This is a genomic window from Pseudomonas sp. N040 (assembly GCF_015637705.1).
Lineage (GTDB): Bacteria > Pseudomonadota > Gammaproteobacteria > Pseudomonadales > Pseudomonadaceae > Aquipseudomonas.
Map to the genome: position 1 here is coordinate 240,923 of NZ_JADOBE010000001.1, position 22,300 is coordinate 263,222.

The 22,300-nt window shown below is 63.7% G+C and carries 16 protein-coding genes; 8 read left to right on the forward strand and 8 right to left on the reverse strand.

Annotated elements, in window-relative coordinates; translation table 11 throughout:
* Positions 1–22 precede the first annotated feature (22 nt).
* The 8 genes from moaA to ISX93_RS01105 all read right to left on the reverse strand — a co-directional run bounded on the left by moaA (position 23) and on the right by ISX93_RS01105 (position 11,934).
* Complete coding sequence (gene moaA / locus ISX93_RS01070; protein WP_195776834.1) at positions 23–1,018, reverse strand: GTP 3',8-cyclase MoaA; 996 nt, start codon at positions 1,016–1,018, stop codon at positions 23–25.
* Between the two features lie 153 nt (positions 1,019–1,171).
* Entirely contained in the window at positions 1,172–2,122 is a 951-nt protein-coding gene (locus ISX93_RS01075) for a peptidylprolyl isomerase (protein ID WP_195776835.1), read from the reverse strand.
* A gap of 251 nt (positions 2,123–2,373) precedes the next feature.
* On the reverse strand, positions 2,374–3,066 hold the full coding sequence (gene narI / locus ISX93_RS01080; RefSeq protein ID WP_195776836.1) for a respiratory nitrate reductase subunit gamma: 693 nt from the start codon (positions 3,064–3,066) through the stop codon (positions 2,374–2,376).
* The gene (gene narJ / locus ISX93_RS01085) at positions 3,059–3,814 is read right to left on the reverse strand and encodes a nitrate reductase molybdenum cofactor assembly chaperone (protein WP_195777184.1); all 756 of its coding nucleotides are present in this window, start codon (positions 3,812–3,814) and stop codon (positions 3,059–3,061) included. Before narJ ends, narI begins: the two co-directional genes overlap by 8 nt.
* A 2-nt stretch (positions 3,815–3,816) precedes the next feature.
* Positions 3,817–5,355: a nitrate reductase subunit beta gene (gene narH / locus ISX93_RS01090; RefSeq protein ID WP_195776837.1), complete on the reverse strand. Its 1,539-nt coding sequence runs from the start codon at positions 5,353–5,355 to the stop codon at positions 3,817–3,819.
* 11 nt (positions 5,356–5,366) lie between these two features.
* Positions 5,367–9,137: a nitrate reductase subunit alpha gene (locus tag ISX93_RS01095; RefSeq protein WP_195776838.1), complete on the reverse strand. Its 3,771-nt coding sequence runs from the start codon at positions 9,135–9,137 to the stop codon at positions 5,367–5,369.
* Positions 9,138–9,237: 100 nt separating this feature from the next.
* A complete protein-coding gene (locus tag ISX93_RS01100; RefSeq protein WP_195776839.1) occupies positions 9,238–10,653 on the reverse strand; it encodes a NarK family nitrate/nitrite MFS transporter in 1,416 nt (471 codons plus the stop codon).
* Between the two features lie 12 nt (positions 10,654–10,665).
* Positions 10,666–11,934: an MFS transporter gene (locus ISX93_RS01105; protein WP_195776840.1), complete on the reverse strand. Its 1,269-nt coding sequence runs from the start codon at positions 11,932–11,934 to the stop codon at positions 10,666–10,668.
* 234 nt (positions 11,935–12,168) lie between these two features.
* Between ISX93_RS01105 and ISX93_RS01110 the strand changes: the two genes are divergently transcribed.
* From ISX93_RS01110 to ISX93_RS01145, 8 genes are all read left to right on the forward strand, one after another.
* A complete protein-coding gene (locus ISX93_RS01110) occupies positions 12,169–13,971 on the forward strand; it encodes an ATP-binding protein (RefSeq protein WP_195776841.1) in 1,803 nt (600 codons plus the stop codon).
* A complete protein-coding gene (narL, locus tag ISX93_RS01115; protein ID WP_195776842.1) occupies positions 13,968–14,606 on the forward strand; it encodes a two-component system response regulator NarL in 639 nt (212 codons plus the stop codon). Before ISX93_RS01110 ends, narL begins: the two co-directional genes overlap by 4 nt.
* Positions 14,607–14,900: 294 nt before the next feature.
* On the forward strand, positions 14,901–16,559 hold the full coding sequence (locus ISX93_RS01120; protein ID WP_195776843.1) for an ABC transporter ATP-binding protein: 1,659 nt from the start codon (positions 14,901–14,903) through the stop codon (positions 16,557–16,559).
* Entirely contained in the window at positions 16,556–18,526 is a 1,971-nt protein-coding gene (locus tag ISX93_RS01125; protein WP_195776844.1) for an asparagine synthase-related protein, read from the forward strand. Before ISX93_RS01120 ends, ISX93_RS01125 begins: the two co-directional genes overlap by 4 nt.
* A 365-nt stretch (positions 18,527–18,891) precedes the next feature.
* A complete protein-coding gene (locus ISX93_RS01130; protein ID WP_195776845.1) occupies positions 18,892–19,815 on the forward strand; it encodes a hypothetical protein in 924 nt (307 codons plus the stop codon).
* Between the two features lie 383 nt (positions 19,816–20,198).
* Positions 20,199–21,353 carry a 50S ribosomal protein L11 methyltransferase gene (locus ISX93_RS01135; RefSeq protein WP_195776846.1) on the forward strand — a complete coding sequence of 385 codons (1,155 nt, stop codon included), beginning with the start codon at positions 20,199–20,201 and terminating at the stop codon, positions 21,351–21,353.
* A 155-nt stretch (positions 21,354–21,508) separates the two neighbouring features.
* Positions 21,509–21,784: a PqqD family protein gene (locus ISX93_RS01140; RefSeq protein ID WP_195776847.1), complete on the forward strand. Its 276-nt coding sequence runs from the start codon at positions 21,509–21,511 to the stop codon at positions 21,782–21,784.
* 5 nt (positions 21,785–21,789) lie between these two features.
* Positions 21,790–22,254 (forward strand): lasso peptide biosynthesis B2 protein, encoded by a 465-nt coding sequence (locus tag ISX93_RS01145; protein ID WP_195776848.1) that lies wholly within the window; start codon positions 21,790–21,792, stop codon positions 22,252–22,254.
* Positions 22,255–22,300 lie beyond the last annotated feature (46 nt).

Below are 22,300 nucleotides of genomic sequence, written 5' to 3' on the forward strand. Positions count from 1 at the left end.
GGCAGTGTTGCTTGCCGCGCACCTAACCGCCGGTCATGTTCATGAAGCGCAGCACCTGCACCTCGTCGTTCCGGCGGAAGTCGTGGCCCCAGGGCTTGCGGGCGATGGCACCAAGCAGGGCGTCGCGGATGCGCGCCGGCTCGCCGGGGTAGCGGCGCAGGATGGCTTTCAGGTCCAGCCCCTGTTCGTTGCCCAGGCACAGCAGCAGGCGGCCCTCGGCCGTCAGGCGCACGCGGTTGCAGCTGGAGCAGAAGTTATGGCTGTGCGGCGAAATAAAGCCGATGCGGGTGTTGTCCACGCCGGGTATGCGCCAGTAACGCGATGGCCCCTGGGTTGATTCGGCGGACTCCACCAGACTGTGGCGCTGCTCGATCAGCCCGCGCACTTCGGCACTCGAACAGAAGGCTTCGGCACGGCTGTGCTCGCTGATGCTGCCCAGCGGCATTTCCTCGATGAAGCTGATGTCCAGCCGGTTGGCGATGGCGAAGTCGACCAGCGCCGGTACTTCGTCATCGTTGCGCCCCTTCATCACCACCACGTTGAGCTTGATGTGGGCAAAGCCTGCGTCCTGTGCTGCGCTAATTCCGGCCAGCACCTGCGCCAGATCGCCGGTGCGGGTTATGGATCGGAAACGTTCGGCGTCGAGGCTGTCGAGGCTGATGTTGAGACGCTTGACCCCGGCGCCGAACAGCCCGTCAGCGTAATGCTTAAGCTGCGAGCCGTTGGTGGTCAGCACCAGTTCGCGCAGGCCCGGCAGACTGGCAATACGCTCGCACAGGCCGACAATGCCGTTGCGCACCAGCGGCTCGCCGCCGGTCAGGCGGATCTTCTTCACCCCCAGGCCGACGAACTGCTCGGCCAGCAGGTACAGCTCTTCCAGCCCCAGCACCTGCTGGCGCGGCAGGAAGGTCATGTCCTCGGCCATGCAGTAGACGCAGCGGAAGTCGCAGCGATCGGTCACCGACATGCGCACATAGTCGATCTGCCGGCCGAAGCCGTCCTGCAACAAGCTGCCCATCTCCACCCCTCCTGTGGGTGAGTGATCCGTAGGTTGGGTTGAGGCGCGAAGCGCCGAAGCCCAACATTAGCGACACATGACTTTCGTTGGGCTTCGCTGCGCTCAACCGCAACCTACGGGCGTGCGACAGCGGTTCCAAGTTCAGCCAGCGCTTTACTGCAGCAATGGCGAATCGGCGCCGGCCAGCTGAATGCTCTGGATATCCGCCGCCCCTATCAGGGTCTGGATGTACTGCGCCACGGCCTTCTGCCAGACGCGCTGATACAGCTCGCGGCGGATATCCTGCGCCACCGTCTCGTAGGGCAATTGCACGCCCTCGATGCGCTGATCGACATAAACCAGATGAAAGCCATAACGGCTTTCCAGCGGCTGGGTCACCAGACCTTGCGGCTGGCGAAACAACTGCTTCTCGAACTCGGGCACGGTCTGGCCCTTGCTCAGCTGGCCGAGGGCGCCACCCTGCGCTTTCGACGGGCAGGCCGAATGAGCCAGGGCCAACTCGGTGAAACGCTGCGGGTCGGCCTGCAACTGCAGCAACAGGGCGTCGGCCTGCTCGCGCCTGGCAATACGCGCCTCGATATCGTCCGGCGCACAGTCCAGCAGGATGTGCCGGGCGGCCAGCAGCGGCGCACTGACAAAACGCGCCAGATTGCTCTGGTAGAAATGCGTGCAGGCTGCCTCATCGGCTTCCGGCACCGGCACTTCACGCTCGATCAACTGGCGCAGCGCCGCCTCTTCGGCACTTTCACCCGCCACCGGGCTGGGCTGAATCGCCAGTTCGCGGCTGCGTTGCTGCAACAGCTCGCGAATCACCAGCGCCTGCGCGGCAAGGAACATCGCCTCGCTCTGTTCGGCGGCCGGGTGATATTGCAGTTCCAGCGCCAGTGCTTCCGGCTCGATCAGCACGCCATTCACGCGAATCCGCGGCCAGTCCTGCTCGCTGCTGGCGATCAGCAACGGCTCGGCTGGCTGTTGGGCTTCGCTGAGCTCAACCCAACCTACGGGCTCATGCGCCAGCTCGGTTGCCAGCAAAGGATTGGCCAATGGCTTGTCGCCACCGCAACCACCGGAACCACCATTCGCACCACCACATCCACAAGCCATCACAACCTCCAACCTTTTCACTCGTAGGGTGGATAACGGCGCAGCCTTATCCACCAAGCGGATCACGCTGTGGACAAGCCGCAAGCGGCGTTGTCCACCCTACAAACCGGTTTCAATTCAACATACCAAGGATCGAGCGAGCTAGAGCCAGGCTAGGCGCAATCAGGCGAGGGACGCGGAGTTTACGGGCTGTAAATGAGCAGTCCCGAGCCTGATTGCAACGACGCATGGCCGACGCGCAGCCGATCCGATCACTTCTGCCGCACGATCTGGTAGCGCCGTCCCAGGTACCACACCGGCGCACTGACGATGTGCACCAGGCGGGTGAAGGGAAACAGCACGAACAGGGTCAGGCCGAGGAACACGTGCAGCTTGTACACCAGGCTCACCGAGGCGATGGCTTCAGCGGCCTGCACCGGCTGCAGGGTCACGGTGTATTGCGCCCAGTTGGCCAGCAGCACCATCACCGAACCGTCCATGTGCTGAGTCGAAGCGAAGATGGTGCCCAGCCCGAGCAGCAGCTGCGCCAGCAGTACCAGCAGGATCATGATGTCCGAGGGATTGGACGAAGCCCGCACGCGCTCATCGGTCAGCCGGCGTTTCACCAGCATCAGCAAGCCGATCAGGCACAGGGTGCCAAACAGGCCACCGGAAACCATCGCCAGCAACTGCTTGTTCTCGGTACTGATCACATGGTGATAGACCGACTCGGGCGTCAGCAGGCCGACAAAGTGTCCGGCCAGCACGAACAGCACGCCGACGTGGAACAGGTTGCTGGCGATGCGCATATAGCGCTGCTCGGCCGCCGTGCGGTTGAAGATCTGGCTGGAGCCGGCCTTCCAAGTGTATTGCGACAGATCGAAACGCGCCCAGCTGCCGATCAGGCAGATGGCCAGCGCGATGTACGGGTAAACCCCGAACAGCAACAAGTTCAACTTAGACATGACGTGCCTCCTGAGTCAGCTCGGTGGCCAACCCGTCCTGTTGGAAATCCACCCAGTGCAGCGGAATCGGTGATTCTTCGCGGGCCTTGCCCGGGGCGCTGGCCATGCTCGGGCAGCGGTCCTGCTGCTCGGCCTGCATGAAGTCCACCGCCTCCTCTTCCCAGAGCTTGTCGAGGGCCTCCAGCGAGTCGTCGCGCACTTCCGCGGCGACCTGCTCACGCACCTCGGCCAGTGCCACCTGCGGCTCGACGCCGGCAATCTGCAGCAAGGCGCGGAAGCAGCCGGCATAGGCGCTTTCGCGCTCGTCCAGCCGTGCTGCCAGCAGCGTCAGCAGATGCGCGACATCGGCCAGCCCCTCGCGGGCTTCGAGGTCGGCGCGGGTGGCGAGAAACTCCAGATACAAAGGGATGTAATCCGGCAGCTCCCTGACGCCGATGGCAAAGCCGGCGGCTTCGTACTGCGCCATCAGGTCAACCATCGCCTGACCACGGTCGCGCGACTCGCCGTGCACATGCTCGAACATCAGCAGCGACAGCGAGCGACCACGGCCGAACAGGGCGCCGTAGTGCTCCTGGCCGTCCATCAGGTCGTTGGCGCAGATCAGTTCGAGCAGTTCGTGCAATGCACTGCGCTGCTGCGGACTGATTTCGCGACTGGCAGCAATCGCCTGATCCAGTTCGTCACGCCCGGCCAGCAGCTGCTCGGCCGGGTAATCCAGCAGCAGGGAAATCACCTTGAGGATTTGCATGCTCATTCCTCCCATACCTGCACGGTTTTCAGGATGTCGCGCTGGTTGGCCTTCTTCGCCCCGAACAGGTTGGTGTCGGAGCCGCTGCTGCAACCGCTGCCGAAGCTGAAGCCGCAACCGGAACGTTCGGCAAAGGCATCGCTCATGGCGTCCTCGCGGTGTGCGCTGGGCACCACGAAACGGTCTTCGTAGTTGGCAATCGCCAGGTAGCGGTACATCTGCTCGACCTGATCGACCGACAGCCCTACGTCTTCCAGCACCTTGAGGTCTTGCACGCCATCCACTTGCTCGGAGCGCTTGTAGGCGCGCATCGCCAGCAAGCGCTTGAGCGCCAGTTTGACCGGGGCCACATCGCCGGCAGTCAGCAGGTTGGCCAGGTAGCGCAGCGGAATGCGCAGGCTGTCGACATCAGGGATCACCCCGTTCATGCCTACAGTGCCAGCGGTCGCGGCGTTCTGGATCGGAGACAACGGCGGCACGTACCAGACCATCGGCAGCGTGCGGTATTCCGGGTGCAGCGGCAGTGCCAGCTTCCAGTCCACCGCCATCATGTACACCGGCGAGCGCTTGGCCGCCTCGAGCACCGAATGCGGCACACCGTCGGCCAGCGCCTGCTTGATCACCGCTGGATCATGCGGGTCGAGGAAGATATCCAGCTGCTTCTGATACAGGTCCTGCTCGTTCGGCGTGCTGGCCACTTCGTGGATGCGGTCGGCGTCGTACAGCAACACGCCGAGGTAGCGGATGCGGCCGACGCAGGTTTCCGAACAGACGGTCGGCATGCCAGCTTCAATGCGCGGGTAGCAGAAGATGCACTTCTCGGATTTGCCGCTCTTCCAGTTGAAGTAGATCTTCTTGTACGGGCAGCCGCTGATGCACATGCGCCAGCCGCGGCACTTGTCCTGATCGATGAGGACGATGCCATCTTCTTCACGCTTGTAGATCGCACCACTCGGGCACGAGGCTGCGCAGGTCGGGTTGAGGCAGTGCTCGCACAGCCGCGGCAGGTACATCATGAAGGTATTTTCATACTCGCCGTAGATGTCGGCCTGGATCTGGTCGAAGTTCTTGTCCTTGCGCCGTTTGGCGAACTCGGTACCGAGAATCTCTTCCCAGTTCGGGCCCCACTCGATCTTCTGCATGCGCTTGCCGGTCAGCACCGAACGCGGCCGCGCGGTCGGCTGGTGCTCGCCCAGCGGCGCGGTGTGCAGGTGCTGGTAGTCGAAGTCGAATGGCTCGTAGTAGTCGTCGATGCTCGGCAGATCCGGGTTGGCGAAGATGTTCGCCAGCACGCGGAACTTGCCGCCAATACGCGGGTTGATCGAGCCGTCCTTGTTGCGTACCCAGCCGCCTTTCCACTTGTCCTGGTTTTCCCACTCTTTCGGGTAACCGATACCCGGCTTGGTCTCGACGTTGTTGAACCAGGCGTATTCCATGCCTTCACGGCTGGTCCAGACGTTCTTGCAGGTGATCGAGCAGGTGTGGCAACCGATGCACTTGTCGAGGTTCAGGACCATTCCAACTTGTGAACGAATCTTCATGGCATTAATCCTCAGAGGTCTTTGGGCAGGGGTTGTGGCAGAGCGTCATCGCCCAGACCGCCGACATCGGTGCCGTCGAGCCAGTTGACCTTGTCCATCTTGCGCACCACGACGAATTCGTCGCGGTTGCAACCGACCGTGCCGTAGTAGTTGAAGCCGTAGGCCTGCTGGGCGTAGCCACCGATCATGTGGGTCGGCTTGAGCACCACGCGGGTCACCGAGTTGTGGTGGCCGCCGCGGGTCTTGGTGGTCTCCGCGCCCGGCATGTTCACGATGCGTTCCTGGGCGTGGTACATCATCACCATGCCGTCTTTCACGCGCTGGCTGACTACCGCGCGGGCGACCAGCGCACCGTTGGCGTTGAAGCATTCGACCCAGTCGTTGTCCTCGATGCCGGCACGCCTGGCGTCGGTCTCGGAGAGCCAGATGATCGGCCCGCCACGGCTCAGGGTGAGCATGATCAGGTTGTCGCTGTAGGTGCTGTGGATGCCCCACTTCTGGTGCGGGGTGATCCAGTTGAGGACGATCTCGGTGTTGCCGTTCGGCCGTTTGCCCTTCACGTAGTCGATGGTGCGGGTGTTGATCGGCGGCCGGTAGCTCATCATCTGCTCGCCGAAGGCCTGCATCCACGGGTGATCCTGGAAGAACTGCTGGCGACCGGTGATGGTGCGCCACGGGATGTACTCGTGAACGTTGGTGTAGCCGGCGTTGTAGCTGACGTGTTCGTCTTCAAGTCCCGACCAGGTCGGGCTGGAGATGATCTTGCGCGGCTGCGCCTGGATGTCGCGGAAGCGGATCGCTTCGTGCTCTTTCGGCAAGGCCAAGTGGCTGTGATCCAGACCGGTGAACTCGGAGAGCGCCGCCCACGCCTTGACCGCCACGTGGCCGTTGGTTTCCGGCGCCAATGACAAGATCACTTCGGCCGCGTCGATGGCCGAGTCAATCTGCGGCCGCCCTTTGCTCACGCCTTCATCACGCACGGTATGGTTCAGTTCGCCGAGGAACTTGACCTCATGCTCGGTGTTCCAGTTGATGCCCTTGCCGCCATTGCCGAGTTTTTCCAGCAGCGGCCCGAGCGAGCTGAATTTCTTGTAGATGTTCGGGTAGTCGCGCTCGACCACCGTCATGTTCGGGCAGTTCTTGCCCGGCTTGGGCGCCTCGCCGGCGGTTTTCCAGTCGGTGCCGCCAAACGGTTGCGCCAGTTCGCCGGGACTGTCGTGCAGCAGCGGTATGGTGACCAGATCCTGCTCGACGCCCAGATGGCCCACGGCCATTTCCGAGAAGCGCTTGGCGATGCCCTTGTAGATTTCCCAGTCCGAACGCGATTCCCACGCCGGGTCGATCGCCGCCGACAGCGGGTGGATGAACGGGTGCATGTCCGAGGTGTTCATGTCGTCCTTCTCGTACCAGGTTGCCGTCGGCAGCACGATGTCCGAGTAGACGCAGGTGGAGGACATGCGGAAGTCCAGGGTGGTGACCAGATCGAGCTTGCCGATCGCGCCATCCTCAACCCACTCGGCCTCGCCCGGCTTGACCCCGCCACGCTTGCCGAGGTCTTCGTTCATCACGCCGTTTTTGGTGCCCAGCAGGTACTTGAGCATGTACTCGTGGCCCTTGCCCGACGAACCGAGCAGGTTGGAACGCCAGATAAACATGTTGCGCGGGAAGTTCTCCGGGCTGTCCGGCTGCTCGCAGGCAAAGCGCAGGCTGCCGTCCTGCAGGGATTTGGTCACGTAGTCGACCGGTGACATGCCGGCGGCAGCCGCGTCACGGGTGATCTGCAGCGGGTTGCGATTGAGCTGCGGTGCACTCGGCAACCAGCCGGCGCGTTCGGCGCGGATGTTGTAATCCAGCGCGTGCTCGGGGAACTGCGCCTTGTCGGCCAGCGGCGAGAGCACTTCGTGCATGCTCATCTTCTCGTGGCGCCACTGCGAGCTGTGGTTGTAGAAGAAGCTGGTGCCGTTCATCTGGCGTGGCGGCCGGCTCCAGTCCAGGCCGAAGGCCAATGGCAGCCAGCCGCACTGCGGACGCAGTTTTTCCTGACCCACGTAATGCGCCCAACCGCCACCGGTCTGGCCGACGCAACCGCACAACATCAGCATGTTGATCAGGCCGCGGTAGTTCATGTCCATGTGGTACCAGTGGTTCATCGCCGCACCGACGATGATCATGCTGCGACCCTTGGTCTTGTCGGCGTTGTCGGCGAATTCGCGGGCGATCTGGATCGCCTTCTCGCGGGAAACCCCGGTGATCTGCTCCTGCCAGGCTGGCGTGCCCGGTACGCTGGCGTCGTCGTAGTCCCGGGCGACGTTGCCGCCACCCAGACCACGGTCTATCGCCAGATTGGCGGCGGACAGGTCAAACACCGTAGTGACCTTGGCCTGTGTACCATCGGCCAGAGTGATGCTGCGCACCGGCACCCGGCGCAGTTGCACATCGTCACCAGCCACATGCTGGAAGTGCTCGTGGGTCTGGCCGCCGAAATACGGGAAGGCCACTTCGGCAACGTCTTCGCCGATCAGGCTCAGCTGCAGCTTGACCTCATTCCCGGCACCGCCTTCGCGGGCCTGAATGTTCCACTTGCCCTTCTCGCCCCAGCGGTAGCCGATCGAACCCAGCGGCGACACCAGCTGGTTGGTTTCGCTGTCCAGCGCGATGGTTTTCCACTCGGGGTTGTTGTCCTGCTCGAGGTTGGCGGTGAGGTCGGCGGCGCGCAGGAAGCGGTCGGGCTGGTAGTTACCTTCGCCATGATCCTTGAGCAGCACCAGCATCGGGAAGTCGGTGTAGCGGCGCACGTAGTCGGTGAAGTACTCGCTCGGCTGGTCGAGGTGGAATTCCTTGAAAATGACGTGGTTGAACGCCTGCGCCAGCGCCGCGTCGGTGCCCTGCTTGGGGTTCAGCCAGAGGTCGGTGAGCTTGGCCACCTCGGAGTAGTCCGGGGTGATCGACACGGTCTTGGTGCCCTTGTAACGCACCTCGGTGAAGAAGTGCGCATCCGGGGTGCGCGTCTGCGGCACGTTGGAGCCCCAGGCGATGATGTAGTTGGAGTTGTACCAGTCGGCCGACTCCGGCACGTCGGTCTGCTCGCCCCACACCTGTGGCGAGGCGGGCGGCAGGTCGCAATACCAGTCGTAGAAGGACAGGCAGACGCCGCCGATCAGCGACAGGTAACGTGAGCCGGCGGCATAGCTGACCATCGACATCGCCGGGATCGGCGAGAAGCCCACCACCCGGTCCGGGCCGAATTTCTTGACCGTGTAGACGTTGGCGGCAGCGATGATTTCATTCGCCTCGTCCCAGCTGGAACGGATGAAGCCGCCCATGCCGCGCTTGCTCTTGTACGACTCGGCTTTCACCGGGTCGCTGACGATGCTGGCCCAGGCTTCCACCGGCGCCATGGTCAGGCGCGCCTCACGCCACAACTTGAGCAGCGGCTTGCGGATCTTCGGGTACTTCAACCGATTGGCGCTGTAGATGTACCAGCTGTAGCTGGCCCCGCGCGGACAACCGCGCGGCTCGTGGTTGGGCAGGTCGTTGCGGGTGCGCGGGTAGTCGGTCTGCTGGGTTTCCCAGGTGATCAGGCCGTTCTTCACGTAGATCTTCCACGAGCAGGAACCGGTGCAGTTCACCCCGTGGGTAGAGCGCACGATCTTGTCGTACTGCCAGCGCGAACGGTAACCGTTTTCCCAGTCGCGGGATTCCTGGCGGGTCTCGCCATGGCCGTCGGCAAATTCACCCTGCTTGCGATTGAAGAAGCGCAGCTGGTCGAGTAAGTGGCTCATTGTGGTGTCCTCAACAAATTTCAACACGTAGGGTGGGCTTCAGCCCACCATGTGCACGGCTATCTGGTGGGCTGAAGCCCACCCTACGAATGTCACGGCCTCAGCAGGGCGTCTCGGCGCCCTTGCGCGAGTACCACCACCAGGTCACCAGGATGCAGCTGACGTAGTAGGCGACGAACAGGTACAGCGCCGCCTGCGGGCCGCCGGTCAGGGCCATCGAGGTGCCGAAGGATTTCGGGATGAAGAAGGCGCCGTAGGCACCCACCGCGGAGCTGAAGCCGAGTACCGCGGCGGCTTCCTTGCCGGCGTTCTTGATCGCCGCGTCCTTGCCCGCTGCGCCCTGGCTGCTGCTCAGGCGCTCGTGGAGGGTGCGGAAGATCACCGGGATCATGCGGAAGGTCGAACCGTTGCCGACCCCGGTGGTGACGAACAGCAGCATGAACATGATCAGGAAGCCGTAGAAGTTGCCCTCGCTGCCGGCCTGCGGCAGGAACTGCAGCACGCCGAACACCGCGGCGATCATCACCCCGAAGTTCCACAGGGTGACGCGCGCGCCGCCCAGCTTGTCGGCCAGCCAGCCCCCGACCGGACGGATCAGCGCACCAACCAGCGGGCCGAGGAAGGCGAACTTGAGCGGATCGACACCTGGAAACTGGGTCTTGATCAGCATCGGGAAACCGGCGGCGAAACCGATAAACGAACCGAAGGTGGCCAGGTACAGCCAGCACATCAGCCAGTTGTGCTTGCGCTTGAAGATCACCGCCTGCTCGCTGAACGAGGCGCGCGCCGAGCTCAGGTCATTCATGCCGAACCAGGCGGCCACGGTCACCGCGAGGATGAACGGCACCCAGATGAAGCCGGCGTTCTGCAGCCACAGCTGGCTGCCCCCGGCGACTTCCTGCGGGCTGCCACCGACGGCGCCAAACAGGCCGGCACCGATCACCAGCGGCACACCGAACTGCATCACCGACACGCCGAGGTTGCCCAGGCCGGCGTTCAGACCCAGCGCGGTGCCCTGCTGGGCCTTGGGGTAGAAGAAACTGATGTTGGACATCGATGAGGCGAAGTTGCCGCCACCGAAGCCGCAGAGCAGCGCGATGATCACGAACACGCTGTACGGCGTGCTCGGGTCCTGCACGGCAAAGCCCATCCACAGCGCCGGCAGGAGCAGGGAAGCAGTGCTCAGCGCGGTCCAGCGCCGGCCGCCGAAGATCGGCACCATGAACGAGTAGAAGATGCGCAGGGTGGCGCCGGACAAGCCGGGCAGCGCGGCCAGCCAGAACAGCTGGTCGGTGCTGAAGCTGAAACCGATGGCCGGCAGGCGCACGGTCACCGCGCTCCACACCATCCACACGGCAAACGCCAGCAGCAGCGCCGGGATCGAGATCCACAGGTTGCGCGAGGCCACGGCCTTGCCGCCATTGGCCCAGAAGGTGGGATCTTCCGGACGCCAGTCGTGGATCACCGGTCCGGTATTGGGCAGCCCGGCTGCCGGGGCACTTTTGGTTACGGACATGTTGAATCTCCTTCAGGCGTCAGAAGCGATGGCCATGGGGCTGCTGGAGCCCTGGCCCATCATTGGGGTCTTGCGAACTTCGCTGAGGTACATCCAGATCAGGGAGACCCAGACCACGCCGTACATCAGCATGAAACAGGAAGAGCGCACGCCGGTGAGGTCGACCAGCGCTCCGAACAGGATCGGCAGGACAAAGCCGCCCAGGCCGCCGGCCAGGCCGACGATGCCGGACACCGCGCCCATGTTGGTGGGGAACTCGTCGGAGATGTACTTGAACACCGAGGCCTTGCCGAACGCCCAGGCGATGCCCATCAGGAACATCAGCGCGGTGAACAGGTAGACGTTGAGGCCGATGTGGAAGGTCTCGGGGCCGGTGACGGTGTGGATGGTGAAATCGGTCTGCGGATAGGACAGCAGGAACAGGCAGATCCAGCTCACCCACATCACCCACCAGGTCACGCTGTGCGCGCCCCACTTGTCCGACAGCCAGCCGCCGATGGCGCGCAGCACGCCGCCCGGCAGGGAGAAGCAGGCGGCCAGCAGGGCCGCGGACTGCAGGTTGAAGCCGTATTCCTGCACGTAGTACTTGGTCATCCACAGCGACATGGCCACGTAACCGCCGAAGACGATCGAGTAGTACTGGCAATAGCGCCACACGCGCGGGTCGCGCAGGGTTTTCAGCTGCTCGGCCAGCGGCACGCTACCGGCCACACGGTGGTTCTTGTCCTCGTAGGTGAGGAACCAGAACAGCAGCGCGGTGACGAACATCACCAGCGAGTAGACCTTGGGCACCATCTGCCAGCTGGCCGCAGCGATGATCGCCGGCGCCGCAAATTTGGTTACCGCAGCACCGGCGTTGCCGGCACCGAAGATGCCCATCGCCGTGCCCTGGGTGGATTTGTCGAACCACTTGGCGACGTAGGCGATCCCCACCGAAAACGAGCCGCCGGCCATGCCGACAAACAGCCCCAGCAGCAGGAAGTGCCAGAACTCGGTGGCCATGCTGATCAGGTAGATCGGCAGCACACAGACCAGCATCAGCACGAAGAACACGATGCGCCCGCCGAACTTGTCGGTGAGCAGACCGAGCGGCAGGCGGATCAGCGAGCCGGTCAGCACCGGGGTCGCCGCCAGCAGGCCGAACTGGGTTTCATTGAGCTGCAGCAGTTCCTTGATCGGCACGCCGAGTACGGCGAACATCATCCAGACCATGAAGCAGACGGTGAATGCCGTGGTACTCATGCCCAGCACCAGGCCTTGCTTGAGTTTCTGACCAGCCATGACCGGTTCCTTTTTCAGTTGTCATGGCGGCACACTAGACCGGGAACCCCGCAGAAAGTTGATCTGCATCAAGCTCGGCGCTGCTGGCGAAACCCGCCGACAGCGTGCTCTACCTCCAAAGAGGTAGAGCTGAAATTTCAAATTAACTCCATTATTTTCAACAAGTTAATTGCTCCCCCAGCAGCCCTTCAGGGATCCCTGGGGCATACCGAACTCTTTAGGGGTAGCCCACCCATGTTGCAGTGGCTGAAAAGCTCGTTACCGGCGCGCGCCGGCCTCGCGGTGATCCTGATCGCCGTGCTGGCCCTCTCCAGCGCGATCAGTGCCGGGTTGCTGGCCTGGGTCAGCGAAGACGATGCGGCGGCGATCAACACCGCCGGTTCGCTGCGCATGGCCACTTACCGGCTGAGCTGGAAACTCGAGAGCGGCGCCAGCCCGGAGCAGATCGGCGCATTGCAGGCCGATCTCGACCAGCGCCTGCACAGCAAGGCGCTGCGCAAACTGCTCAGCGGCAAGGCCGACGACGCGCTGCAGCAGTCCTTCAACCAGCTGCTGGGCAACTGGCAGGACAACCTGCGCCCGGCGCTCGAGCGCGGCGACAAGGCCTTCTTCCAGCAGCAGGCCGACACCTTCGTCGCCCAGCTCGAGCATTTCGTCTCCCTCCTGCAGCAGCAGAGCGAGCGCCGCCAGGGCTGGCAGCAGAGCATCCAGGGCGCCGCCCTGCTGCTAACGGTGTTCATCCTGCTGGTCGGCATGTACCAGTTGCAGAACGGCGTGATCATCCCGCTGAACGACCTGGTCAGCGCCACCGAGCGCTTCCGTGCCGGCGATCTGGATGCGCGCATCGAGTACCGCTCCGAGGACGAGCTGGGGCTGATGGCGCTGAGCTTCAACGCCATGGCCGATGCCATCGAGGAATCGCACCGCACCCTGGAAAGCCGCGTGCGCGAAAAGACCCAGAACCTGGCACAGAGCAACGCCGCGCTGGAACTGCTCTACCTGAGCAGCCGCAGCTTCGCCAGCAGCCCGGCCAACGCCGCGCAACTGGACCAGCTGATCGACCGCTTCCAGCAGCGCCTGCCCGGCCTGCGCCTGAGCCTGTGCCTGCATGGCAACCCGCTGGAGCCGGGCGAGCAGCTGATCGCCCTGCATGGCAACCAGTCACGCGAGGTCTGCTCGATCAACGACTGCGACAGCTGCGAGCGCCAGAACCAGCCGAGCGTGCAGTCATTTAGCATTACCAGCCAGGGCCACAACTTCGGTGACCTGCGCGCCCATTACGATGACGGCCATGCGCCGCAGACCTGGGAGCGCGAACTGATCGGCGCGCTGACCAACCTGATCGGCACCGCGCTGTCGCTGGAACGCCAGCGCGAGCAGGACAACCGTCTGCTGCTGCTGGATGAACGCACCACCATTGCCCGCGAACTGCACGACTCGCTGGCGCAGGCGCTGTCCTACATGAAGCTGCAGGTCAGCCGCCTGCAGACCCTGATCCGCCGCGGCGAGAGCGCCGAGCAACTGGAAGCGGTCAGCGAGGAAATTCGCGAAGGGCTGAACAACGCCTACCGCCAGCTGCGCGAACTGCTGACCACCTTCCGCCTGCAGATCCAGGACGGCGGGCTGCAGCAGGCCCTCGAGGATACCGCCCACGAATTCGCCAGCCGCGGCAACTTCGAGGTGCAGCTGGACTGCGCGTCACTGCCGTTCAGCCTGACCGCCACCGAGCAGATCCACCTGCTGCAAATCGCCCGCGAAGCGCTGTCCAACTGTGCCCGCCACGCCGCTGCCGCGCATGCCTGGATCAGCCTGCGGCAGCACGAAGAGGACCTCGAACTGCTGATCGAGGACGACGGCTGCGGCATCACTCCCGGCTTCGACAGCCGCCAGCACCATGGCCTGACCATCATGCAGGAGCGTGCCCGCAGCCTCCACGGACGCCTGCAGATGGGCGCCAGGGCGGGCGGCGGGACACGTATCGAGCTGCACTTCCGCCCGCACTTTCTCAGCCAGCACAGTGACAAGGAGTCCGCATGAACAGCCCCGTGGCCCATACCCTGCTGCTGGTCGACGATCACCCGATGATGCGCCGCGGCCTGCGCCAGCTGCTCGACCTGGAAGACGACCTGCTGGTGATCGGCGAGGCCGGCAATGGCCTGGAAGCCCTGCAGCTGGTCGCCGAGCTGCAGCCGCAGCTGGTACTGCTGGACAACAACATGCCGGAAATGAACGGCGTGGAAACTCTCAAGCGCCTGCGCGAACAGGGCTACAAGGGCAAGATCCTGCTGTTTACCGTGTCCGACGATGAAACCGACGTGCGCGACGCCCTGCGCTTTGGCGCCGATGGCTACCTGCTCAAGGACATGGAACCGGAGAAACTCATCCAGCAGCTGCGCGAGGCCCTGCAGGGCGCGCTGGTGATCAGCCCGGCACTCACCCGCGTACTGGCTCAGGCGCTGCGCACCCCGCCGAGCGCCAGCCAGCTGGACCTCACCGACCGTGAACGGCAGGTGCTGAAGATGATCGCCGGCGGCAACAGCAACAAGGTGATCGGCAACAAGCTGGGCATCACCGAAGGCACGGTGAAAGTCCACGTGAAAAACCTGCTGCACAAGCTCGGCCTGCGCTCGCGCGTCGAAGCCGCCGTATGGGCCATGGAGCATATGCGCTGAAGCTTGGCGCAACCCCACAACCCCTGTAGGAGCGGCGCCCTCGCCGCGACAAGGCCAGCTCCGCACGGCCGGACCAGAGCCGGGGTGCCGCCCAGCCGGCGCCGCTGACTGTCACCCGAGCGTCCCGAAAAGTTGCCGTTACACCGCGATTATGCTGTGATGCCGCCGCCATCTGCGCGCCAGGCGCAGGCTGCGCAGAGCACTCTCTCCGGATGACTTGAGCATGACTGAACCGATCTGCCCGCCGGCAACCGCCCGACGGGCCAGACCCCTTGCGGACGCGGCCCAGCGCTGATGGAACTGCGCACCTTGCTGGCCTACGCCACACCCTACCGCTGGCCGCTGACGCTGGTGGCCCTGCTGATGCTCTGCAGCTCGGCGCTGACCCTCGCCGTGCCGTGGCTGGCCGGGCAACTGCTGGGCGGCCTCTTCACCGGGCAGGGCGCGGTTCCCGACGCACTGGTCGGTTGGCTGCTGCTGGCGCTGGGGTTGATTGCCGCGCTGAAGATCGTCAGCGCCTGGCTGTCCGGCTCGATCTCGACACGCCTGCTGGCCGACCTGCGCCAGCGCGTCTACGACCATTTGCAAAGCCTGCCGCTGGCCTTCCACCAGGCGCACCGGCAGGGCGATACCCTGGCTTTGATGACCTGGGAAGTGTCACGCCTCAGCCAGTTCCTCAGCGGCACCCTGGTCAGCGTGCCGCCGCTACTGCTCACCGCGCTCGGTGCCTGCGTGCTGATGCTGCGCATCGATCCGCTGCTGGCGTTACTGGTGCCGCTGCTGGTGCCGGCCTTCTACCTGATCCTGAAGATCGTTGGCCGGCGCCTGCGCGGGCTGGCGCAGGCCCTGCAGGAGGCCGAAGCCGGCGTGGTCAGCCTAGCCGAGGAGAACCTGGAAATGCTCCCGGCGCTGAAAAGCTTTACCCGTGAAGCCGCAGAGTCGCACCGCTATCGCACCCAGATCGACCAGGCCATGCGCCTGACCCTGCGGCAAAACCGCATCTACGCCGCCATGGAGCCGCTGATCGGTTTCATCGCCGCCGCGGCCGCCGTGCTGCTGCTGTTCTTCGCCGGGCAGAGCCTGCACGCCGGCAACCTGAGCGCCGCCGAGCTGTTCAGTTTCCTCTTCTATGCCGCGCTGCTGACCCAGCCGGTCGGCGCGCTGGCCAACCTGTACGGGCAGATCCAGACCACCCGCGGCACCCTGGCGCGTTTGCAGAACGTCCTGCAGGAACCACCCGAGCCCGGCTATGCCGCCACTGGCCGCTTGCCCGCGGCGCATGGCGAGATCCGCTTCGAGGGGCTGCGCTTTGCCTACCCGGGCCGCGAACTGACGCTGGACGGCGTCGACCTGCTGCTCCGCGCTGGCGAAACCGTGGCCCTGACCGGGCCCAACGGCGCCGGCAAGAGCACCCTGGTCGCGCTGCTGCTGCGCCTGTACGAGCCCCAGGGCGGGCGCATCCTGCTCGACGGCCAGGATATCGCCGGCATCCAGCTGCAGGACCTGCGCCGGCAGATCGGCGTGGTCCCGCAGCGCGCGCTGCTGTTCAACGGCAGCGTGCGCGCCAATATCGCCTACGGCCTGCCCGGCGCCAGCGAGGCGCAGATCGAGCACGCCGCTCGCCTGGCCCAGGCCTGGGCGTTCATCCAGCACCTGCCGCAGGGCCTCGACACCGAGATTGGCGACCATGGCGTGCGCCTCTCCGGCGGCCAGCGCCAACGCATCGCCCTGGCCCGCGCCTTCGTCAAGGACCCGCCGATCCTGGTGCTCGACGAAGCCACCTCGATGTACGACCTGGAAGGCGAGAGCGCCTTCATCGAAGCCTGCGCCGACGCCCTGCACGGCCGCACGGTGATCCTGATCACCCACCGCCCGGCCAGCCTGGCGCTGGCCCAGCGCATCCTGCGGGTGGAAAATGGCAGGGTGATCGAAACCGGGGAAACACGGCCATGAGCGGTATTTGCGGATATGTCAGCCTCGCCGGCCAGGCGCCCGAGTCCGGCCAGATCGAGGCCATGACCCGGGTGCTGCAACGGCGCGGCCCGGACGGCAGTCACCAGTGGCAGGATGGCCCGGCCGCGCTCGGTCACACACTGCTGGCCACCACCCCCGAGGCGCTGCACGAAGTCCTGCCGCTGACAGATGTCGCCAGCGGCTGCAGCATCACCGCCGACGTGCGCCTGGACAACCGCGAAGAGCTGCTGCCGGCCCTCGGCCTGGCCGGGGAAAGCCGGGTGATCGGCGATGGCGAACTGCTGCTGCGCGCCTACCTGCAGTGGGGCGAGGCCTGCCTTGAGCATTTCCTTGGCGACTTCGCCTTCGCCATCTGGGACCCGCGCCACCAGCGCCTGTTCGCCGCCCGCGACCAGATGGGCATGCGCCAGCTGATCCACTGCCACCTGCCCGGGCAGCTGTTCGCCTTTGCCACCGAACCGGAAGCCATTCTTGCCCTGCAGGCGGTGCCGGAGCGGATCAACCAGGCCCGCATCGCCGACTTCCTCGAAGACCTGGAAGCCGCGGACTTCACCTCGACCTTCTATGAAGACCTCTACCGCCTGCCACCCGCGCACTGCCTGAGCCTGGACGCCAGCGGCCTGCAGATCCGCCGCTACTGGACCCTGCAGCCGGTTCCGGAGCTCAAGCTGGGCAGCGACGAAGCCTACGCGGCGGCCTTCCTCAAGGTGTTTACCGAAGCGGTGCGCAGCCGCCTGCGCAGCGCCGGGCCGGTCGGCTCGATGCTCTCCGGCGGCATGGACTCCGGTTCGGTGGTGGCGGTGGCCAGCCGCCTGCTGCAGGCCGAGGGCCGCGGCCCACTGCACACGTTTTCCGCCATCGGCCCGGACCCGCAAACCTGCATCGAAACCCGCACCCTCTTCGAGTCGCTGAAAACCCCGGGGCTCGAACCGCATCTGGTCAACTGGGCGGAACTGGAGCCCTGGGCCGACGACCTGCTGCGCCTGCTCGAGGAAGAGTCCGAACCGTTCGATGGCCATATGACCCTGCCGCGCGCGGCCTATCTGGCGGCCCGGCGTGCTGGCCTCAAGGTGGTGCTGGATGGGGTGGCAGGGGATGTGGTGCTGGGTGCCGGCAACCTGATTCCGCGCCTGTTGCGCCGCGGCCAGTGGCGCCAGGCCTGGCGCGAGATGCGCGGCGAGCGACGCTTCTGGGGACCCTATTTCTCCATGCGACGACAACTCTTCATTAATTTTCGCAGCGCTCTGACCCCGAACTGGGTCCGCCATGCCCGGCGGCATATCCAGCGCCAGCTGAGCAAGCTGCGACCCAAGCTCGGCAGCGTCATCAACCCGACCCTTGCCAAGCAGGTAAACCTGGCCGCGCGCCATGAGGGCTTCCGCAATCTGTTCCAGGTGGGCTGGCGCGATCCGGCCAGCGAGCGTGTCGACGGCATGACGCATATCTACCTGCCGGTAGGCCGCGAACGCTATGACCGGGTCAGCGCCGCGCTGGCCATCGAGCCACGCGACCCGTTCATGGACCTGCGACTGATCAACTTTTGCCTGTCATTACCGGCCAGCCAGCTGCAATTCGATGGCTGGCCAAAGATGATCCTGCGCCGCTCAATGGCAGGCCTGCTGCCGGACAGCGTTCGCTGGCGCTGCGGCAAGGAGCATCTGGGCTGGGCCTTTACCCAGCAACTGGTGCAATCAAGACCTGAATGGCGGCAACAGCACACTGAGAGCATGCCGCTACTGCGGCCATTGGTCTCTGCTGACGCACTCAAAGAGTCGCTGGAGATGCTGAGCGACCGCGAGAGCTTTACCACTGTGCACCAGCTTGCAATCTGGATTCGCCAGATAGTTGGCGCCAAAAATAATTATCCGCGAAGCTCGCCGTTACTGAACCCTGAACGCCACCAGAGCCAAGCAACCCTAGCAAGCGTTACCCACAATAAAGCTTGATCTGACGCAATTTTCAAAGCAAATTGTTTGATAGTAAACTTCTGTCAAATTTCAGGCATATCAGACACTTTTAGTACTGAAACTCCGAATTCCATGAAGGGGATTTAACAATGAGCAATGCGAAAATACAGAAACTCAAATCCAAGCACGCCTACAAGGCACCACAACTTAAAGTTTATGGCGAGCTAACCAAACTAACTTTATCGGGTACTGGTTCCGTTCTAGAACCCGCTAACAGTGGTCAGGGCTCGCCCCAAAAGCGCGCGTAACTTTTCGGGGTGACTTAGCCTGACTGTGTTTTGACCACTTTGAAGTGCGCAATTCAGTGCGTGGATTTTTACAATTTCAGTAAAAGAGCCAAAACCATGCCTTCTATTATTATGGGAAGCTGGTCGGCGAGTTTGTTTTCATCACTAGATCAGTCCACAACACTTCCTGCTGGGCAAATCCGATGGACAGACTCCGACTGGAGCCTTACTCAATATGGCTCCAGGACTGATACTGAATTCCGTTTACAGTTCTGGGATCAAGCCCTGGCGCAGATCAACCCCGAGAAAAAAACCATCCGCATGCACGCGCTTTCCGCGGATACAACACAAGCGACCCTTGAGCATCTGCTGTACGACCAAGTATTTCCGCGCGTACTGGGTCAGGAAGGGCTGCTGATTCTGCATAGCGGCGCGGTGCAGATAGAGGGCAATCTAGCGCTGTTTCTTGGCAAATCAGGAATGGGCAAATCGACCATGGTGGCCAGCCTGTACCAGGCTGGCGCTACGCTGCTGGGGGATGACGCGCTGTTGATCACCGCGGATGCCCAAGGCTTTACCGGGCAGGAGTTGTATCGCGGCCTGCGCCTGCTGCCGGACTCGATGAGCAGACTGTTTCCACAGCAACCCAAAACCACCCAGATGGCCCATTACAGCCTGAAGCAACGGCTGAATGTATCTGTAGCAGCAACAGACGACAGCGCCCCCAAGCCTGTAGGCGCGCTGTTCTTCCTAGCTCCCGCCAGAGGTGACGCGGAAGTTACCCTGCGTCGGATGTCCGCAGCGGAAACCTGTATGGGCATCATCACCAACAGCTTCAGCCTGGATCCAACCGACCCCCTGCTGGCGCGGCAGAAACTGCAACAGGCTGCCGCCTTGGCCAACGGTGTGGCCGCCTTCGAACTCAGCTACCCGCGCGACTACGCGGTACTGCCGCAAGTGCATGAAAAAATCCGCAAGCAGATGACAATGTGCTGCAGCCAGGGGGGCGAACCCAAATCAGTTTCTGCAGTGCGAGGATAGCGTCGCTCCAATTCGATGAGCGGGCTGCACCAAGCTGCTGCAACCCTTGTACATAACTTGAAAGAGGCAGAATCATGGACAACCCAACGCGCAATGAGCCCAAACGCGCCCCCCGTTACAAAGCGCCACGGCTTTCATTGTATGGAGACATGGGCAAGTTGACTGCCAACGGGAGTGGCTCAATGGCTGAAAGCACGGACGTAAACGGCGCTTGTGTGATCAACAAAAACAAGAGCAGGTGCTGAAGCAGGGCAACAGCCCTCAATGAAAACCTGATTGGTGCCTGACTCAATTGTTCTTCCCCCAGGCCAATGTCGTTGTTGCTTGCAGATAGCCTTGTACGCCTTGAACTCCTCCACAATCCCTGCAGATACGGGCACCCAGTGAGCGGACCCACCGACTACTCCGTCAGTTCCTACGGCGACATGATTACCTGCGAGCCACGCATGCCGGCCTATGCCGAAGCCCTGCGCCAGGCGATAGTGCCGGGCTGCACGGTGATCGACATCGGCGCCGGTACCGGCATCTTTTCCCTGCTGGCCTGCCGGTACGGGGCAGGCAAAGTGACAGCCATCGAGCCCGCCGATCCCGTCTTGCTGCTGCAGGAAACTGCCATCGCCAATGGCTGTGCCGAGCGAATCAGCATCGACCAGGGGCTGTCGACCGCACATCTGCCCGAGCAAAAGGCCGATGTTATCGTCTCGGACCTTCGTGGCAGTCTGCCGCTGTTCGAGAACCACATCGCCACCATCGTCGATGCCCGGGAGCGCCTGCTGGCGCCCGGCGGCACGCTGATCCCGATGCGCGACACGCTCCACGCGGCATTGGCGAATAATCCGGACAACTACAAGTTCTGCGAGGAGCCCTGGCTGCGCAACCGCTATGGTCTGGACCTGCGTGCGGGCCATCGCTATGCCGTGAATAACTGGAGCAGGGTCCATCTGCAGCCGGGGCAACTGCTGTCCACCAGCGCCGAATTGGCGGAGCTGGACTATCGGACCATCCGCGACCCGAACATGAGCGGCAAGGTGGTATTGCAGGCCGAGCGCGATGGCACCGCCCATGGCCTGCTGCTCTGGTTCGACGCCGAACTGGCTCCCGGTATCGGCTTCTCCAACGCGCCGGACCAACCCAGCCTGGTGTACGGCCAATCCTTCTTTCCCTTCGAGCAACCGCTGACGCTGAGCAAAGGCGACCGCGTCGAAGCCACGATCAAGGCCAATCTGGTCGATGGCTCTTATATATGGTCGTGGACCAGCCAGCTGTTTAGCGGCGCAGCAGACAAACCCGAGCTGACCATGCGCCAGTCCAGTTTCCTCTCCCAGGTGCTGTCACCAGAGAAACTGGCCAGGCGCGCCGACAGCCATATCCCCCAGCCCACTTCGGCCCATGCCGTCGACCAGCTGTGCCTGGCGCTGATTGACGGCCAGCACTCGCTGGGCGAGATTGCCGATATCCTGCTGCAGCGCTTCCCGGAGCGCTTCAGCCAGCGCACGGCGGCGCTCAACCATATTGCCGGGCTGGCTGCACGTTATTGACTGGGCCGACGCTGTAGGGTGGAAACCGGCGATAGCCTTTTCCACCAATGCGGAGCTGGTGGACATTCGTTGCACGCGATGTCCACCCTACGTTGCCGCCACTTTGACGTGCGCTCAGCCCCAACCATTTCAGCAATGCATACAGGCCTCATCCAATGGACATCCTCACCAGCAAACTGACCCCCTCCGACCAGGCCATTGAAAGCAGTGTCGGTGACGAAACCGTGCTGCTCAACCTGGAAAACGGCACCTATTACGGGCTCGATCCGGTGGGTACGCGGATCTGGGCCCTGCTCAAGCAGGAGCACTCGCCCGCGGAAATCTGCGACCTGCTCAGCGCCGAGTACGAGGTGGAGCAGGTGACGATCGAGAATGACGTGCGCAGCTTCCTTACCGACCTCAAGACCCACGGCATCGTGATCGAGGGCTGAGGTTGATGCCCCTGCTGCGTACTATCCGCGCCGTGCTCGAGCTGGGTCTGGTGGGATGGGGCGACTTGGTCCGCGCCGCCTTCGAGCTGGCCCTGGCGCGTTACCGTCTGAGCGCGAAGCACCCGCAAGAACTGCTGCGCCAGGCCCGCCAACTCGGCCGGCCGAGCCGGACGCCGCCAGCGGACGCCCATGCCATCGCCGCACGGGTTGCCTTTGCCGTGCCGCGGGTTGCCGCGCGGGTGCCCTGGCGTGCCGACTGCTTCGTGCAGGCCATGGCCGCGCAGCGCTGGCTGCAGCGCCGGGGCATCGCCAGCAGCCTGAGCATTGGCACGCGCAAGGATCCGCACGGCGCGTTCCAGGCCCATGCCTGGCTGACCTGTGACGGCATGAGCATCACCGGCGGCGACAGCCGCAGCTACGTGCCGCTGGTGACTGCGGAAACTCCGCTGCCGGATGACGGCAGGCGTTAGCCAGACCGCTTCAGCGCGGCGAGGGAACCGACAAAAACCCCTCTCC